This window comes from Pantoea sp. SOD02 (genome assembly GCF_024707505.1).
GTDB lineage: Bacteria > Pseudomonadota > Gammaproteobacteria > Enterobacterales > Enterobacteriaceae > Pantoea > Pantoea symbiotica.
Genome location: NZ_CP102604.1, coordinates 3,673,888 through 3,689,301, shown reverse-complemented (window position 1 = coordinate 3,689,301; position 15,414 = coordinate 3,673,888). Strand labels below are relative to the sequence as shown.

Below are 15,414 nucleotides of genomic sequence, written 5' to 3'. Positions count from 1 at the left end.
GGTGAGGCTCCGTGAGATTTCCCAATCAGCGTCTGACTCAGCTTTTTGCTGCGCTGCAAAATGAAACGCTGCCGCAGGATGAGCTGGCACGCCGCTTTTCCGTTTCAACGCGCACGGTGCGCACCGATATCACCGCGCTGAACGCGCTGCTGGAACAGCACGGCGCGCAGTTTGTGCTGGCGCGCGGCGCGGGATATCAACTCAAAATTGACGATGCGGCGCGCTTTGGCCGCTTACAGCAAGAGAGCGCCACGCCGCTGCGCGTGCCGCGAACCTCGCAGGAGCGCGTGCGTTATCTGCTGACGCGTTTTCTGACGGCGGCGTATTCGATCAAGCTGGAAGATCTGTCGGAAGAGTGGTTTGTTAGCCGCGCCACGCTGCAAAGTGATATGGCGGAAGTGCGCGAATGGCTGGGCCGCTATCACCTCAATATCGAAACCAAACCACATTACGGCATGAAGCTGTTCGGCAGCGAGGCGGCGATCCGCACCTGCTTAACCGACTTACTGTGGCAGATCGACCAGGAAACGCCGGACAGCCCGCTGCTGACGGTGGAAGCGCTGCACAGCGGCATTCTGGCGCAGCTTGAACCTTTGCTGCAACAGTGCTTTGCTCAGCACGCTATTCGCCTCAGCGATGAGGGCGATCGCTATCTGCAAATCTACTGCGCGGTGGCGGTACGGCGCATCAGCGAAGGTTTCCCGCTCAACGATCCTGGTGCGGAAGATGTCGGCGATGAGGTGCGCGAAGCGGCACACGATCTGATTAACCTGATGCGTCCGCTGGTCGGCAAGCCGATTTCACAGGCGGAAGAGAACTGGTTGCGGGTTAACATCGCTGCGCGCCAGATTCAGGCGCTGGCACCCAGCACCATCAACGCCGACGACGCCGATGCGCTGGTCGATTACCTGCTGAACTACATCAACACCCATTACAACTATCGGCTGCAGCACGACGAACAGCTGCGCGCCGATCTGCTCACCCATATCAAAACCATGATCACGCGGGTGCGCTACCAGATTCACATCCCCAATCCGCTGCTCAGCAATATCAAGCAGCACTATCCAATGGCCTACGATGTGACGCTGGCGGCGGTTACCAGCTGGGGTAAATACACGCCTTACACCATCAGTGAGAACGAGATCGGTTTTCTGGTGCTGCACATCGGCGTCGGGCTGGAGAGGCATTACGACGTTGGCTATCAACGCCATCCGCAGGTGCTGCTGGTGTGCGACAGCGGCAACTCGACGCTACGCATGATTGAGGCGCTGCTGCTGCGCAAATACCCGCAATTGGTGGTAACGGCGCGGCTGTCTCAGCGCGACTATGAACTGCGCGAGCATATTGATGAAGACTTTGTCATCTCCACCGCGCGGCTCTCTGAAAAGAACAAGCCGATTGCGGTGATGTCGCCATTCCCAACCGAGTTCCAGCTGGAGCAGCTCGGCAAGCTGGTGCTGGTGGATCGCACGCGCCCTTACATGCTGGAGAAGTACTTCGACGCCCAGCACTTTATGGTGCTGGATAAGCCGATGGCGCAGTCGGATCTGTTCCGCCTACTGTGCGATCAGCTGGAGAGCGAAGGTTTTGTCGATGCGGATTTTTATCCGTCGGTGGAAGAGCGCGAAGCGATTGTCAGCACCATGCTCGGCGAAGGCATCGCGCTGCCACATTCACTTGGCTTGCTGGCGCAGAAAACCGTGGTCTACACGGTGCTGGCACCGCACGGCGTAAGCTGGGGCGAGGAAACCGCGTCGGTGATTTTCCTGCTGGCGATCAGCAAGAGCGAATACGAAGAGGCGATGGCGATTTACGATCTGTTCGTCACCTTCCTGCGCGAAAGAGCGATGACGCGGCTGCGCGATTGCGCGGATTTTGTCAGTTTTAAAGCGGTGGCGATCGATTGTTTGAGTCGGTTGTGATCGGTGCGGTTTGCAACGAGGTCACCATAAATGGCGACCCTACAAAACGCACGATCCGTAGGGTCGCCATTTATGGTGACCTGGGGTTGTAATAGGTGCGGTTGCAACGAGGTCACCATAAATGGCGACCCTACAAAACGCGCAATCCGTAGGGTCGCCATTCATGGCGACCTGCTCAATCAGATTACCCGCGCTTCGCCAGCAACCTCGGAATCTCACGCAAACACCAGGCTTTGGCTTCACCCATGCTGTCGCGGCGCCACGCCATAATAATATCCACTTCTCGCGTATACTCGGCGCTCACCACGCGTAAACGACCTTCAGCGATATCCTGCTCCACCATCGGATACGGCATAGTCGCCACACCCAAACCTGCCAGCAGCGCGCGGCGTTTATCATCCATGCTGCTTACCGTCAGACGCTGCTGCTTATCCAGCAACTGCACCGTCAGCACCGGACGCTCGCGCGCGGTATCTGCCACCGCGATGCCGCGATACTTCACGCGTGTCACTTCTGATAGCGGCTCAGCTTCCTGATGAATTGGATGATCCGGGCTGGCAACGTAGACGCTCATAATGCTGTACAACTTGCGGGTGTTGATCTCGGTTGAAGCGCGGAAGTGCATATCGGGCGCAATCACGATATCGGCGCGTCCCTGTTCCAGCCGCTCCCAGGCACCGGCTAACACTTCCGTGATCAGCGAAATCTGCGTATTGGCTTTTTCTGACAGCTTCTCAACCAGCGGGAACAAACGCTCGGTAGGAACCAGCGCCTCGGCAACAATGGTGAGATGCGTTTCCCAACCGCGCGCCAGCGCTTCGGCATCGGTGGTGAGTTTATCGGCGGCTTCCAGCAGCACGCGGCCACGTTCCAGCAGCATACGGCCCACGTTGGTGAACTTGGTGCGGTGGCCGGAGCGGTCAAACAGCACCACATCCAGCTCCTCTTCCAGCTTCTGCATGGTGTAACTCAGCGCGGAAGGGACGCGACCCAGTTCATCGGCCGCAGCGGCAAAGCTGCCACGACGGTCAATAGCATCCATCACACGTAAAGCTTCAAGGGTTAACGCGCGGTCTTTTGCCATGCCGATTCTCTGTCAGTAAATTTGAACATGCCAGGCAGATTAACTGGCTTACAATCCGGCGTCCAGACTTTTACCATGATCCCATCAAGCCTGCGGTCGAATCTCACCGCAGCGCGTCGGAGGATTATCATGATGACAACCCGCTGCGCGTCCGCATGTGGCCAGGCCGATTTCGGTTGGTTGCAGGCGCGCTACAGCTTCTCATTTGGCCACTATTTCGATCCAAAATTAATGGGCTACGCGTCGCTGCGCGTGCTCAACCAGGAAATTCTGGCACCGGGCGCCGCCTTCCAGCCGCGCAGCTATCCGCAAGTCGATGTGCTGAATTTGGTGCTGCAAGGTGAAGCCGAGTATCGCGACAGCGAAGGCAATCATCTGGTGACGCGTGAAGGCGAGGCGATGCTGCTCTCTGCGCGTCAGGGCGTGAATTATAGCGAAATCAACATCAGCAAAGATCGCCCGTTAACCCGCATGCAACTGTGGCTGGCAGCCTGTCCTGAACGTGAAAACCCGCTGTTGCAGAAGCGCGATTTGCCGCAGCAAACCAGCGTGCTGATCGCCTCGCCCGATGGCGCGCAGGGCAGCCTGCAACTGCGCCAGCAGGTTTGGGTGCATCAGGTGACGCTAGCGCCGGGCGAGCAGTACACGGTGAAATTGCACGGGCCGCGCGCTTATCTGCAATCGATCCATGGTTCTTTGGATGTGCAGGCCAGCAGCGCCAATCAGCAGCCTCTAAGCTGCGGCGACGGCGCGTTCCTCAGCGATGAGAATCAGATTAGCCTGCAGGCCAGAACGCCGCTGCGCGCGCTGGTGATTGACCTTCCCGCCTAACCCTTACGCACAAAAAAGGGCGACCTAAGTCGCCCTGATACTTTGCGGTAACGCTTACTTGAGAATGGTGAAGGCGGTAGTCACGTGCTTCACGCCGCTCACACGGCTGGCAACATCAGCCGCCGCTTTCGCTTCTTCTGCAGTGACCAGACCTAACAGGAACACTTCTCCATTTTCGGTGGTCACTTTGACGTTCGAAGATTTCACCTGATCGCTGCCCAGCAGCTGAGAGCGGATTTTGGTGGTGATCCAGGTATCGGATGACGAGGTGCCAAGGCTGACTTTCTGTCCGCTACGGATTTCGTTGTACACCTCGGTGGCACCGTCAACGCCCATGGCGATCTGTTTGGCACGGCTTGCCAGATCTGGGGTTGGCGACTGGCCGGTCAGCAGCACTTTGCCCTGATAGGCGGTGACCACTACGCGCGCCTGGTTTTTGATTTGTTCATCTTTTGCCAGCGCGTTTGAAACGCGCAGCTCCAGCGTGCCGTCATCGACCTGCGTGCCCACGGTGCGCGGGTCAGTGGCGGTTTTGGTGGCGACGGCAGCGCCGCCTGCAACCACGGCAACACAGCCTTGCAGCAGCATGGCGGTTAAGAGAATGGCGACAGCGTTCAATGCTTTCATTTGAGCTCCTTCAGTCATTCCTGGTGTGGGAATAAAGTGTTATCAATCAAATCGCACAGGCAGTTCAGCGTCAGCATATGCATTTCCTGAATGCGTGCACTGCGATGTGATGGAATGCGAATTTCCACATCATGCGGACCCAACAGGCCCGCCAGCTCACCGCCGTCGTGGCCGGTTAACGCAACGATGGTCATATCGCGGGTAACCGCAGCTTCAACCGCTTTGACGATATCGCGGGTGTTGCCACGGGTGGAAATGGCCAGCAGCACATCACCAGCCTGACCAAGCGCTCGAACCTGCTTGGCGTAAATTTCATCGTGCAGACGATCGTTACCAATTGCCGTCAGCATCACATTATCAGCGCTCAGTGCCAGCGCAGGCAGGCTAGGGCGCTCCGTCTCGAAACGGTTAATCATGCTGGCGGCAAAATGCTGGGCATTTGCCGACGACGCACCGTTACCGCAGCTAAGGATTTTGTTACCGTTCAGCAGCGACTGCACCAGCGTCATCGCGGCGCGGGAAATCGCATCGGGCAGCGCTTCGGCCGCGGCGATTTGGGTCTGAATACTTTCGGTAAAACACGCTTTAATTCTGTCCTGCACAAGACCACCTGGTTCTATCCATCGGCATTAAAGGCATCGGGCAGCCACTCCAGCTCACGCCCGGTAATGGCAATGATGTCAAAACGGCAATTCACCGTATCAAAACTGCCGCCACGCGCCAGCAACCAGAGTGCGGCGGCACGCAGCAGCTTTTGTTGTTTCTGGCGCGTTACGCTGGCGGCGGCACCGCCGTAGCGCGCATCGCGTCGATAGCGCACTTCAACAAATACCCAGCAATCGGCGTCGCGCATAATCAGGTCAATTTCCCCGCTGCGACAGCGTACATTGCTGGCGAACCACTGCAGCCCGGCGCGCTCCAGATAGCGACGCGCCAGTTGTTCCTGCTCAGCGCCAATGCGCTGGCGGTTTACTGCACCGGAACGATCTGTCCCTGACGATACTGGTTCCATGCCAACTTCCTGTTGATCACGCAATCCGTGTCGGCGTTCAGCTTGCCGGTGTTGCCATCAATGGCAAAACCTGGCACCTGACGCATCTGGTTAAAGTGATTCGCCAGCGTCCAGGCATCAATGCCCATCGCGTAAAGGCGAACCAGCGAATAATCGTTGTTAAACGACTTCGCCGCCTGCTGCATCAGGCCCGGATTACTACCGGACAACAGCGGGATATCACTGAACTGCAAGCCATCCATCTCCAGACGGAAGTCCGGGCCTGCGCCCGCCTGCGCACTGCGTGAACTGGCGTACAGCGCGGTGTTGTTGCGGCTGCTGGTACGCATCGCAATCATCGGCTTGATCAGCTGCAGCTCATCCTGGCTGGCAACAATGTACACCGCATCCACGCTACCGCTGCTGGCATCAGCGGCTGGTGCCGGTGCGCTGGTTTGCGGCGCAGGAATCGTCAGGCCAGCAATCGCTACGCTCTGCGACTGCGCAGGCTCAACGTTCAGCGGCGTGCCGCTTAACGCGATACCCGCACCGCTGTTGATGCCTTGCTTCAGTTCGCCGACACCGCCAAAACGCTGCTGCAGTACGGTTGATCCACCCAGCGTTTGCCACTCTTGCGCGAAGGCTTTACTGATACGGTCGCCATAACTGCTGCGCGGCACCAGTAACAACGGCTGGCGTTTACCTTGCTCGTAGATATGGTGCGCGGCATCGCGCGCTTCGTCTTCAGGAGAAAGCGCAAAGTAACAAATATTCGGATGGTTCTGGATCTGTTCGGGTTCGTTAAGCGCCAACACGTTTAGCGGAGTGTTGCTATTGGCAACGGTTTCAACGTCATTTTTTAGGAGTGGGCCGACCACCAGCGTGGCGCCATCTTGCTGAGCCTGCTGCATCACCTGCGCAATCGGCTGGCTGCTGGTGTCATACACTTTTACCTGCGCATTGCTGTTGCCCTGTGCCGCAGCTGGTTGTGCGGCTGGCTGTGGCTGCTCGGTTTGCGGCGGAGTGTTACCGGCAACGGCGGGGCTGACAACGCTATTGGCATCGGCTGGCGGCTGTGCGCTGGCATCGGCTGCAGCAGGCGCTGGCGCGGCTTGCGGTGCCGGCGCGTTGAGCACGCCATTGCGCGCATCGTTGAAGCCTTTCTGAATCGCGTTAGCAAATACCTGCGCCTGGCCGTTGAGCGGCAGCAGCAGCGCGATGGTGTTGGTCGACGCTTTGGTGAAGTTCTGCACCTGGCTGAGCTGGGTTGGCAGCGTCTTCGCGCCTGGGTTCTGCGGATAACGCGTCTGCCAGTCCTGAATCGCCGCTTTCAGCATTTGTGGATCCTGGCTATTTGCGCGCCAGGTATTCAGCAAATCGAGCCAACCTTGCAGCGTATTTTCGTCAGCATTGATCACCAGACTGTTGATCTGATCCTGCGTCATCTGCGTCAGCGCTTGCCAGGTTGCATCGATATTACTCTGGTGATCGGCACCTTTCAGCAGCGGCTCCTGCGCAATATAGGCACGCAGCAGCGGAAGTGAAGGACGATTCTGTGCCGCTGCGATTTGCAACGCGTAGTAGCGCACCTGCTGATCCTGCGATAGATCGCCAGTTTTGACCTGAGCAAGCTGTTGTTGCGCACCGCTGTAATTCTGCTGACCAACCTGCATCTGCGCGCGCAACAGCAGCAGTTCTTGCTGTTGCACATCGCTTAACTGCTGCGGCAGCTGATTGAGCTGATTCGCCGCCTGCGGATACTTTCCTTCCTTCAACAGGGCACGGATGGCAAGTAATTGCCAGTCGGTCTTGCTATCATCGCTGCTTTGCTGCACCTGTTGCAGATAATAGTCAGACCGGCCAGTCGCAGGACCCTGAATATTGACGTTAGAGGTTTGTTGCGGTCCCTGACCACTACAGGCGGCTAAAATCAGCCCAGCGAGAAGAACAGGTACTAAGCGTCCTGCTTTATGACGTACGACTTTTGAAGGAAGCATACTGTATCCAGTGATGTTTTTTTCAAGATGCTCAATATTAAATCGGCAATTCGGATGAAACAATGAAACAACTCGATCGGGCAGAGATTTCTGCCAGCACGCTCTATATCGTTCCTACCCCGATCGGTAACCTGGGTGATATCACTCAACGAGCGTTGACGGTGCTCTCAAGCGTCGATCTAGTCGCAGCGGAAGATACACGTCATACCGGGCTGTTGCTACAACATTTCGCCATCAATGCGCGACTCTTCGCACTTCACGACCACAACGAACAGCAGAAAGCTGAGGTGCTGTTAGCCAAGCTACAAGAGGGCCAGAGCATCGCGCTGGTCTCCGATGCCGGCACGCCGTTAATCAACGATCCCGGCTACCATTTGGTACGTCGCTGCCGGGAAGCTGGCGTGCGCGTGGTGCCGTTGCCAGGCGCCTGCGCGGCGATTACAGCATTAAGCGCCGCGGGGTTACCGTCCGATCGTTTCTGTTACGAAGGGTTTCTACCGGCCAAAAGCAAAGGACGTTGCGATGTGCTGCGCGCGCTGGGTGAAGAGCCGCGTACGCTGATTTTCTATGAATCAACCCATCGCCTGATCGATAGCCTGCAAGATATGGTCAGCGTGTGGGGCGGCGAGCGCTACGTGGTGCTGGCGCGTGAGATCACCAAAACGTGGGAATCCATTCAAGGCGCGCCGGTCGGCGAACTGCTGGCGTGGGTGCTGGAAGATGAAAACCGTCGCAAAGGCGAAATGGTGCTGATTGTTGAAGGCCATAAAGCTGATGAAGAAGCACTGCCGGCTGAGGCGCTGCGTACTTTGGCATTGCTGCAAAAAGAGCTGCCATTGAAGAAAGCGGCCGCGCTGACGGCGGAAATTCATGGCGTGAAGAAGAACGCACTCTATAAGTACGCGCTGGAGCAGCAAGAGGCGTGACAAACGCTGGCAGATCGCCTATTATCCCGCGCCGAAGCTGACTAGACAGTCGCCGCTTTGTCGTCGTCCTCTTTCGGGGGGAGACGGGCAAAGGGGAGGAAAGTCCGGGCTCCATAGGGCAGGGTGCCAGGTAACGCCTGGGGGGCGCAAGCCTACGACCAGTGCAACAGAGAGCAAACCGCCGATGGCCCAGTAATGGGATCAGGTAAGGGTGAAAGGGTGCGGTAAGAGCGCACCGCGCGGCTGGCAACAGTTCGTGGCACGGTAAACTCCACCCGGAGCAAGGCCAAATAGGGGTTCACAAGGTACGGCCCGTACTGAACCCGGGTAGGCTGCTTGAGCCAGTGAGCGATTGCTGGCCTAGATGAATGACTGTCCACGACAGAACCCGGCTTATCGGTCAGTTTCGACTTTTTTAAACACAAAACCCGCTTCGGCGGGTTTTGTGTTTTCTGGGGCTAGGATGAGGGCATCAACCCGCACATAATTAATTAAACTCTCCCACGTAAAGAAATGAAAATCCCTGAAAACATTATTGCCGCTATGCCAGAATAAGCGCGTGTTTAACTACTGAGGACAAATTTAATCCACACTGACGAGAAGCAACAACGTGGATAAGTTGTAATTTTATGGACAAAATGTTTGCGCCAAATAAGGCTTCACTCTCTTCCTTCCTTTCTGTATCAAACTGCTCAATCTGCGATCAGCACTGGCGTTTCGCGCTTTAGTTCCGTTCTCTCCTATTCTGACTTCTTAATTTAACTTTGCTAACACGCTTATTTTCGCGTGGGTGGCGTTTATTTCTCGTTCAGGAGAGAAATCATGCTGTATTGGATTTTATTGGCGCTGGCGATCGCCGCGGAAATTATTGGCACCGTCTCAATGAAATGGGCCAGCGTAAACGGTGGCAACGCCGGCTATATTTTTATGCTGGTGATGATCGCGCTGTCTTATATTTGTTTATCCTTCGCCATCAAGCGGATTGCCCTTGGCGTGGCGTATGCCATGTGGGAAGGCATTGGCATTCTGTTTATTACGCTGTTTAGCGTGCTGCTGTTCGATGAAGCCTTATCCGCCGTCAAAGTCGCCGGCCTGCTGACGCTGATCCTCGGTATTGTGCTAATCAAATCAGGCACGTTGAGTCGCAAGGAGCTGCGCCATGGCAACGTTTAACTGGCTACATATCGCGTGGCTGGCGCTGGCCATTGGCCTGGAGATTGTCGCCAATATCTTCTTGAAATACTCCAACGGTTTCCGCCGTCCACTGTTTGGCGTGTTATCGCTGGTGGCGGTGCTGGCGGCGTTCAGCGCGCTGGCGCAGGCGGTGAAAGGGATTGATTTGACGGTAGCCTACGCATTGTGGGGCGGGCTGGGATTGGTCGCCACCGTGGCAGCAGGCTGGATTCTGTTTGGCCAGCGTCTTAGTCGGGTTGGCTGGCTGGGCGTGGGATTGTTGTTGCTCGGTATGGTGCTGATTAAGTTTGCCTAAAGAGCCCGGTCGCACAATCCACCTCAACTTAGCGACGGCAATAGTTTAGGCTAGCGATCATTCTGCTCTGCTCAATCACGGGTGAACATAGCATGCATCTTCAGCAGATCGATCGCTGGCCAAACACGCTACGCGAGGAAACCGCCACGTTGCGTCAGGAGATTGCGGCACACTTACAGCGCTATACCGGCAACCGGACCAATATCGTGACGCCATTTCGCGGCGTGATGATGGCCGAGTTGCATGAGCCGACACCGCCAATGTCCTACATTTATGAGCCCAGCCTCTCGCTGATTATTCAGGGTGAAAAACGCGTCTCCTTTGGCGATACGCTTTACACCTATAACGAGTCGCGTTTTTTCCTCACCGCCGTCAATTTGCCTACCGTTGCAGAAGTCCCGTACGCCAGCGCAGAAGCCCCGTTTATGTCATTGCTGCTCCAGCTAAATTTACCGCTGGCTCGGGAAGTGATTGCCGATATGGAGCAGCATGGCAACCGCATTAATCGGCAGAATACTGGCATGTCGCTGGGCGCGGCAGACTGCGCTCTGTTACATGCGGTGCTGCGCTATCTCGCTAATCAAGATTCGCCGCATAACAGCAGCTATGTCAGCGATCTCATTCAGCGCGAAATCCTGTACCGCATCTTAACCAGTGAAGCGGGCAGCGTGTTTCGTGAAACGGTTTTGACGGGAACCAGTAGCCAGCGTGTCTCAATTGCCATTAACTGGCTGCGAGAAAACTATGAACAACCGCTGAAAGTCGAAGCGTTAGCGCAACTGGCGGGCATGGGCGTTTCTACTTTGCATCACCATTTCCGCCGCATGACTACCATGAGCCCGCTGCAATTTCAGAAGCAGCTACGCCTGCATGAAGCGCGCCGGTTGCTGATTGCAGAGCCGGTGGATGCATCAAGTGCGGCAATCCGCGTCGGCTATGAAAGCGTGACGCAATTCCATCGTGAATATAAGCGCATGTTTGGCGCGACGCCGATGCGGGATAAGGAGCAACTTCTGGCGGGAATAGGCAATCTGGCTATTGCGATACGCTAGCATCAGCCGGGTGCACCGGCTGATGCTGAACGGCCATTAATCGGCAGTTAATGATGCCATATCAATCACAAAGCGATACTTCACATCGCCTCGCTCCATGCGCTTAAAAGCATCATTGATTTGCTGCATATTGATGGTTTCACAATCCGGATGGATGTTTTTGCGCGCGCAGAAATCCAGCATCTCCTGCGTTTCCGCAATACCACCCGAAGGTGAACCGGTAATGCGGCGGCGGCCCATAATCAGTGGTAACGAACTGAATGCTTCCATATTGCCGAGCGCGCCCACAATCACCAGCGCACCTTCGACATCCAGCAATTGCACGTAGGGTGAGACATCGTGACGGGTTGGAATGGTATCGATGATCACATCAAACGATGATGCTGCCTGCTGCATTGCCTCGTCTGAAGTAGAAAGGAGCACATGTTCTGCGCCGAGTTGATGCGCCTCTTCGGCTTTGGCCGCGCTGCGGGTAATTACTGTGACTTCCGCACCTAAGCCCGCCGCCAGCCGCACCGCCAGATGACCCAATCCACCGATGCCCACCACGCCAACGCGCGATCCTGGCCCAACATTCCAGGTGCGTAACGGCGAATATACGGTGATGCCGGCGCACAGCAAGGGGGCAGCGCGCGCCGGATCGAGTCCTTCCGGCACATTCAGGACAAACTCTTCACGCACCACCACATGTTTGGCATAGCCGCCGTAAGTGATGTCGCCGGTCTGGCGATCGCGGCCGTTGTAAGTCACCGTTGGAAATTCGCGGCACATCTGCTCTTCCTGGCGGCGACACTGATCGCAAGTCTGGCAGCTATCAACAATGGTGCCGACCGCCACCAGTTGACCGGGCTTGTAGCGTTTAACGTCGCTGCCGATATCCATTACGCGGCCGATTATTTCATGGCCGGGCACTAGCGGATAAACCGTTGGGCCCCACTCCTGCCAGTCATTTCTCGCCTGATGCAAATCACTGTGGCATACGCCGGAGTAAAGGATTTCGATGGCCACATCATTGCTGCGCAGTGCGCGGCGCTCGAAGGCAAACGGGGTTAACGGCGCGTCAGCGCTCAGGGCAGCATAACCGTAGGTTTTCATAGTCGCTCCAGTTTACGGTGAATGTTCGTCAACTGTAGCCAGGGTGATGGCGGGAGAGTGAGTCTGATTCTGCCTGATAATTGCCTGTTTCTCTGAGGCGGGAGCGGCGCGGTTTACCCTCATCCTAACCTTCTCCCAGAGCGAGAAAGATTAATCGCACTAACAGTTCCCTCTCCCTGTAGGAGAGGGTTTGGGTGAGGAAGTTAACCTCGCCCGTGTGGCTCATCCCAGTCAAAGGCTGGGCCCAGCGAAATCACGCCGCTTGGGTTGATGGTTTTGTGGCTGCAATAGTAGTGATGGCGGATGTGCGGCAAATTGACCGTGTCGGCGATGCCCGGCATTTGATAGATGTCGCGCAGGAAGCCGCTCAGATTGCGGTAATCACTGATGCGGTGACGATCGCACTTAAAGTGGGTGACGTAGACCGGATCGAAGCGCACCAGCGTGGTCCACAAGCGCAAATCCGCTTCGGTCAGTTGGTCGCTTGTGAGATAACGGTGTTGACCGAGAATCTGTTCGAGACGCGCTAATGAATGGAACAGCGCTGTCACCGATTCATCGTAAGCTGCCTGCGAAGTGGCAAAACCGCTTTTATACACGCCATTGTTAACCGTGTCGTACACCCAGCTGTTCACTTCATCAATCTTGTCGCGCAGCACCGCCGGATAATAGTCACCCGCACGGGCACCTTGCGCATCGAACGCGCTGTTGAGCATGCGCATGATGTCGGCGGATTCATTGCTAACGATGGTTTGCTGGGTTTTATCCCACAGCACCGGCACGGTCACGCGGCCGGAATAGTGCGCATCGGCGTGCAGATAGATTTGATAGAGAAACTCTTTTTGATACAGCGCGTCGCCGGTGGCGTCCGGGAAGCTGGCGTCAAAGGTCCAGCCGTTCTCCAGCATCAGCGGATGCACCACCGAAACTGAAATCATCTCTTCTAATCCCTTGAGCTTAAGCATCAACAGCGTGCGATGCGCCCACGGGCAGGCAAGCGAGACGTAAAGATGATAGCGACCACGCTCAGCGGCGAAGCCCGCTTTGCCGGTTGGACCGGCGCTGCCATCGGCGGTAACCCAGTTACGCCAGACGGCTTCTGTGCGTTTGAAGCGGCCACCGGTTGACTTCGTATCGTACCAGGTGTCGTGCCAGACACCGTCAATCAGCTGTCCCATAAGCCCTCCATAATAAAAAGGGGCGAGGAAAATCCCCGCCCCTGTTATTCAGTATATGTGTTCTCTAACGCTTATGCTGCTTAGCGTGCGGTCGCTGGCTGAACGCGCTGACGAATCAGACGGTCGATGCTGTAAGCGCCTGGACCAACCAGACCCAACACCAGGAAACCACCGGCGATGGAGAGGTTTTTCATGAACATCAGCTGGTTAACACCTTCCGCGAAGTTGCTGTGGAACAGGAACGCGGTCAGCAGGGTAAAGCCAGCGGTGAACAGGGCGGTAAAGCGCGTCAGGAAACCGAACAGAATCGCCAGACCGCCGCCGAACTCCAGCAGAATAACCAGCGGCAGCAGGAAGCCTGGGACGCCCATCGCCTGCATGTATTGTGCGGTACCGGCGTAGCCAGTGATTTTGCCCCAGCCTGCGGTGATAAACAGAATGGTCATTAATACGCGAGCTACCAGCAGGCCTGAGTCTTCGAATTTTTTCATCATCTACTCCAACAAGGTTTTGTTGCAGGTTGTTGGCCTGCGGGTTTTGAATCCCCTTGAACCGGTTGTTTCAGTTCAGTGGGCTGATGGAGGAAGATGATAATCGCAGGTTGAAAGAGTTGTAAGCGAGATAAACTGTCAATGTTATTCAGTAAATTTGAGGAGGGCGAAACCGAATCGACTAGATCCGGTTTTAGAGAGAGGAATTAGCGAGTATTCAGGGTTGATTTGATCATGCGCCAGGTGCTCCAGACGCCGAAACCACGTTTGGCCCAGCGCAGCAGGCGATTGGGGCTGCGAATCGACCAAATCGCCAATGCGCTGCTGCCAATCGCCAGATAACGACGCATGCCGATGATGATTAACCATCCGCGATCGTATTGCGCGGTGCTGGTCAGCCAGTCGCGGCTGTCGGCGCTGAGATCAAGCCGCTGCTGCTGCACCTGATTGAGCAGTTCGTGAATGCGTGCTTCACGTTCGCGGCGGCTCATGAGCGATGCTCCTCCAGCAGTTTGCGATCGGTATCCAGCTCTTTACGCGTATGGCGCAGTAGCGTTGACTGACGCGATTTGTATAACGTCCACAAACCGAAGATCAGCGCCAGCGCAAACAGTACTGCAGTGGTAATCGCAATCGCCATCAAACGATATTGTGCATCCACCGCCCAGATGATCAGCACCATCAGGCTCATAAGACCGAAAGCGGTAAACAGCATGGTAAGGCCAACCATCATCAGCATCTGAATCAGGTTTGCCTTTTCCTCTTCCAGTTCCACAATCGCCAGTCGGACACGCGTCTCGACCATGCTGACCAGCGTGGTAACTATCCGTTGACCGATGTTAAAGACCCCTTTGCCGGGGCCGTGGCTTTGCTGACTATCACTCATCATTAACGCCGTGAGATTAAAATGCCGATGAGAATACCTACCGCTGCACCAATACCCACGCCGTGCCACGGATTATCACGCACGTATTCGTCCGCTTTCTCCGCCGCTTCACGCGTGGTTTGTGCAATACGTTCGCCGGAATCGCCGAGACGTTCACGGGAGCTTTCAATAGCGCCGCGCGCTTTATGACGCAGCTTATCCAGCTCACCTTTGGATTTATCTGCTGAGCTGCTCAGCACTTCTTCCAGGGTATCAGCCAGATTTTTCAATTCAGCGCGCAGATGTTCAGATGTTGATTCTTTAGCCATGGAAATCTCCTTTTACAGCATTTAGTTAAGTCCGATTAATAAGGTTCAGCTTCAAGCTTTTTCAGTTCGTGCTGCGCCTCTTCCAGCTTACGTTCGCGCTTCTCAATTTTGTCCTTGTCGCCGTCCTGACGCTCTTCTTTCAGCTCACGCTCACGTTCGGCGATTTTGTGCTTCTGATCGGCGATACGTTCACTGTGTGCGGATTTCAGCTTCTCATCGGTGCAGCCTGCGCGGACTTCGGTCAACGCGCGCTCCAGCCCGGTGACGCGGCGCTGGTTGTCGTGCTGTTTCGCCATATCGATCTCGCGCTGAATATCCTGCTCTTTTTGTTGGCAGAGCGATTCAGCCGCCAGCAGCGAACCCGAGAGTGAAAAAAGAATAGCACCTAGCAGTAATTGATGTTTCATCAGGTTGTGACCTTCCATTGTTGATGACCTGCCTGAGAGCAGACAGGAGAGGCTTCCCAGCATGTCTTAGGCTTACGCTACCTCTAAGGATAGACAGCAGACGAAAAAATTCAAAGAAGACGCGGGGATA

At 55.9% G+C, this 15,414-nt stretch carries 18 protein-coding genes and 1 other RNA gene; 7 read left to right on the top strand and 12 right to left on the bottom strand.

The window, feature by feature from the left end; genetic code table 11:
* Nucleotides 1-11 precede the first annotated feature (11 nt).
* Nucleotides 12-1,922, top strand: coding sequence for a transcription antiterminator (locus NR302_RS17020; protein ID WP_179452061.1), 1,911 nt, complete (start codon nucleotides 12-14; stop codon nucleotides 1,920-1,922).
* 184 nt (nucleotides 1,923-2,106) lie between these two features.
* Here the strand turns inward: NR302_RS17020 and NR302_RS17015 are convergent, their stop codons facing one another.
* Nucleotides 2,107-3,006, bottom strand: coding sequence for a LysR family transcriptional regulator (locus NR302_RS17015; RefSeq protein ID WP_008103540.1), 900 nt, complete (start codon nucleotides 3,004-3,006; stop codon nucleotides 2,107-2,109).
* A gap of 129 nt (nucleotides 3,007-3,135) precedes the next feature.
* Here NR302_RS17015 and NR302_RS17010 point away from each other — a divergent pair, with 129 nt between their 5' ends.
* Nucleotides 3,136-3,837 (top strand): pirin family protein, encoded by a 702-nt coding sequence (locus NR302_RS17010; RefSeq protein ID WP_258144042.1) that lies wholly within the window; start codon nucleotides 3,136-3,138, stop codon nucleotides 3,835-3,837.
* Nucleotides 3,838-3,891: 54 nt separating this feature from the next.
* Here the strand turns inward: NR302_RS17010 and dolP are convergent, their stop codons facing one another.
* The 4 genes from dolP to NR302_RS16990 are packed head-to-tail and all read right to left on the bottom strand — an operon-like array spanning nucleotide 3,892 to nucleotide 7,452.
* The gene (gene dolP, locus NR302_RS17005; RefSeq protein WP_008103536.1) at nucleotides 3,892-4,464 is read right to left on the bottom strand and encodes a division/outer membrane stress-associated lipid-binding lipoprotein; all 573 of its coding nucleotides are present in this window, start codon (nucleotides 4,462-4,464) and stop codon (nucleotides 3,892-3,894) included.
* A 14-nt stretch (nucleotides 4,465-4,478) separates the two neighbouring features.
* Nucleotides 4,479-5,066 carry a DnaA initiator-associating protein DiaA gene (gene diaA / locus NR302_RS17000; protein WP_007890352.1) on the bottom strand — a complete coding sequence of 196 codons (588 nt, stop codon included), beginning with the start codon at nucleotides 5,064-5,066 and terminating at the stop codon, nucleotides 4,479-4,481.
* Nucleotides 5,067-5,080: 14 nt separating this feature from the next.
* On the bottom strand, nucleotides 5,081-5,476 hold the full coding sequence (locus NR302_RS16995) for a YraN family protein (RefSeq protein ID WP_008103534.1): 396 nt from the start codon (nucleotides 5,474-5,476) through the stop codon (nucleotides 5,081-5,083).
* The gene (locus tag NR302_RS16990) at nucleotides 5,434-7,452 is read right to left on the bottom strand and encodes a penicillin-binding protein activator (RefSeq protein ID WP_258144041.1); all 2,019 of its coding nucleotides are present in this window, start codon (nucleotides 7,450-7,452) and stop codon (nucleotides 5,434-5,436) included. The genes NR302_RS16995 and NR302_RS16990 overlap by 43 nt, the downstream gene beginning before the upstream one ends.
* Before the next feature lie 62 nt (nucleotides 7,453-7,514).
* On the opposite strand from NR302_RS16990, the gene rsmI reads away from it, so the two are divergent.
* The 5 genes from rsmI (at nucleotide 7,515) to NR302_RS16965 (ending at nucleotide 10,919) form a co-directional block, all read left to right on the top strand.
* Nucleotides 7,515-8,378 carry a 16S rRNA (cytidine(1402)-2'-O)-methyltransferase gene (gene rsmI / locus NR302_RS16985; RefSeq protein WP_154154988.1) on the top strand — a complete coding sequence of 288 codons (864 nt, stop codon included), beginning with the start codon at nucleotides 7,515-7,517 and terminating at the stop codon, nucleotides 8,376-8,378.
* Between the two features lie 33 nt (nucleotides 8,379-8,411).
* An RNA gene (rnpB, locus tag NR302_RS16980) (RNase P RNA component class A) lies at nucleotides 8,412-8,790 on the top strand.
* Between the two features lie 410 nt (nucleotides 8,791-9,200).
* Nucleotides 9,201-9,551, top strand: coding sequence for a multidrug/spermidine efflux SMR transporter subunit MdtJ (gene mdtJ, locus NR302_RS16975; RefSeq protein WP_061720162.1), 351 nt, complete (start codon nucleotides 9,201-9,203; stop codon nucleotides 9,549-9,551).
* Nucleotides 9,538-9,867 (top strand): multidrug/spermidine efflux SMR transporter subunit MdtI, encoded by a 330-nt coding sequence (gene mdtI / locus NR302_RS16970; protein ID WP_061720161.1) that lies wholly within the window; start codon nucleotides 9,538-9,540, stop codon nucleotides 9,865-9,867. The genes mdtJ and mdtI overlap by 14 nt, the downstream gene beginning before the upstream one ends.
* Before the next feature lie 92 nt (nucleotides 9,868-9,959).
* Nucleotides 9,960-10,919, top strand: a complete 960-nt coding sequence (locus NR302_RS16965) for an AraC family transcriptional regulator (RefSeq protein ID WP_258144040.1) — start codon at nucleotides 9,960-9,962, stop codon at nucleotides 10,917-10,919.
* A 36-nt stretch (nucleotides 10,920-10,955) separates the two neighbouring features.
* On the opposite strand, the gene NR302_RS16960 is transcribed toward NR302_RS16965, so the two are convergent.
* The 7 genes from NR302_RS16960 to NR302_RS16930 form a co-directional block, all read right to left on the bottom strand.
* Nucleotides 10,956-12,014, bottom strand: a complete 1,059-nt coding sequence (locus NR302_RS16960) for an NAD(P)-dependent alcohol dehydrogenase (protein WP_258144039.1) — start codon at nucleotides 12,012-12,014, stop codon at nucleotides 10,956-10,958.
* 203 nt (nucleotides 12,015-12,217) lie between these two features.
* A complete protein-coding gene (locus NR302_RS16955) occupies nucleotides 12,218-13,192 on the bottom strand; it encodes a glutathione S-transferase family protein (protein ID WP_258144038.1) in 975 nt (324 codons plus the stop codon).
* A gap of 80 nt (nucleotides 13,193-13,272) precedes the next feature.
* Nucleotides 13,273-13,683, bottom strand: coding sequence for a DoxX family protein (locus NR302_RS16950; RefSeq protein ID WP_008103518.1), 411 nt, complete (start codon nucleotides 13,681-13,683; stop codon nucleotides 13,273-13,275).
* A 206-nt stretch (nucleotides 13,684-13,889) separates the two neighbouring features.
* Nucleotides 13,890-14,174, bottom strand: a complete 285-nt coding sequence (locus NR302_RS16945) for a YqjK-like family protein (RefSeq protein ID WP_258144037.1) — start codon at nucleotides 14,172-14,174, stop codon at nucleotides 13,890-13,892.
* Nucleotides 14,171-14,569, bottom strand: coding sequence for a phage holin family protein (locus NR302_RS16940; RefSeq protein WP_175501688.1), 399 nt, complete (start codon nucleotides 14,567-14,569; stop codon nucleotides 14,171-14,173). Before NR302_RS16940 ends, NR302_RS16945 begins: the two co-directional genes overlap by 4 nt.
* A 2-nt stretch (nucleotides 14,570-14,571) precedes the next feature.
* Nucleotides 14,572-14,877 carry a YqjD family protein gene (locus NR302_RS16935; protein WP_008103512.1) on the bottom strand — a complete coding sequence of 102 codons (306 nt, stop codon included), beginning with the start codon at nucleotides 14,875-14,877 and terminating at the stop codon, nucleotides 14,572-14,574.
* A gap of 35 nt (nucleotides 14,878-14,912) precedes the next feature.
* Nucleotides 14,913-15,284, bottom strand: coding sequence for a DUF1090 domain-containing protein (locus NR302_RS16930; protein WP_139221405.1), 372 nt, complete (start codon nucleotides 15,282-15,284; stop codon nucleotides 14,913-14,915).
* Nucleotides 15,285-15,414 lie beyond the last annotated feature (130 nt).

Coding starts and splice junctions, on each gene's coding strand:
- NR302_RS17015 (WP_008103540.1), bottom strand. CDS start 3,006: ATGGCAAAAGACCGCGCGTTAACCCTTGAAGCTTTACGTGTGATGGAT.
- NR302_RS17010 (WP_258144042.1), top strand. CDS start 3,136: ATGATGACAACCCGCTGCGCGTCCGCATGTGGCCAGGCCGATTTCGGT.
- dolP (WP_008103536.1), bottom strand. CDS start 4,464: ATGAAAGCATTGAACGCTGTCGCCATTCTCTTAACCGCCATGCTGCTG.
- NR302_RS16995 (WP_008103534.1), bottom strand. CDS start 5,476: ATGGAACCAGTATCGTCAGGGACAGATCGTTCCGGTGCAGTAAACCGC.
- NR302_RS16990 (WP_258144041.1), bottom strand. CDS start 7,452: ATGCTTCCTTCAAAAGTCGTACGTCATAAAGCAGGACGCTTAGTACCT.
- rsmI (WP_154154988.1), top strand. CDS start 7,515: ATGAAACAACTCGATCGGGCAGAGATTTCTGCCAGCACGCTCTATATC.
- mdtJ (WP_061720162.1), top strand. CDS start 9,201: ATGCTGTATTGGATTTTATTGGCGCTGGCGATCGCCGCGGAAATTATT.
- mdtI (WP_061720161.1), top strand. CDS start 9,538: ATGGCAACGTTTAACTGGCTACATATCGCGTGGCTGGCGCTGGCCATT.
- NR302_RS16965 (WP_258144040.1), top strand. CDS start 9,960: ATGCATCTTCAGCAGATCGATCGCTGGCCAAACACGCTACGCGAGGAA.
- NR302_RS16960 (WP_258144039.1), bottom strand. CDS start 12,014: ATGAAAACCTACGGTTATGCTGCCCTGAGCGCTGACGCGCCGTTAACC.
- NR302_RS16955 (WP_258144038.1), bottom strand. CDS start 13,192: ATGGGACAGCTGATTGACGGTGTCTGGCACGACACCTGGTACGATACG.
- NR302_RS16950 (WP_008103518.1), bottom strand. CDS start 13,683: ATGAAAAAATTCGAAGACTCAGGCCTGCTGGTAGCTCGCGTATTAATG.
- NR302_RS16945 (WP_258144037.1), bottom strand. CDS start 14,174: ATGAGCCGCCGCGAACGTGAAGCACGCATTCACGAACTGCTCAATCAG.
- NR302_RS16940 (WP_175501688.1), bottom strand. CDS start 14,569: ATGAGTGATAGTCAGCAAAGCCACGGCCCCGGCAAAGGGGTCTTTAAC.
- NR302_RS16935 (WP_008103512.1), bottom strand. CDS start 14,877: ATGGCTAAAGAATCAACATCTGAACATCTGCGCGCTGAATTGAAAAAT.
- NR302_RS16930 (WP_139221405.1), bottom strand. CDS start 15,284: ATGAAACATCAATTACTGCTAGGTGCTATTCTTTTTTCACTCTCGGGT.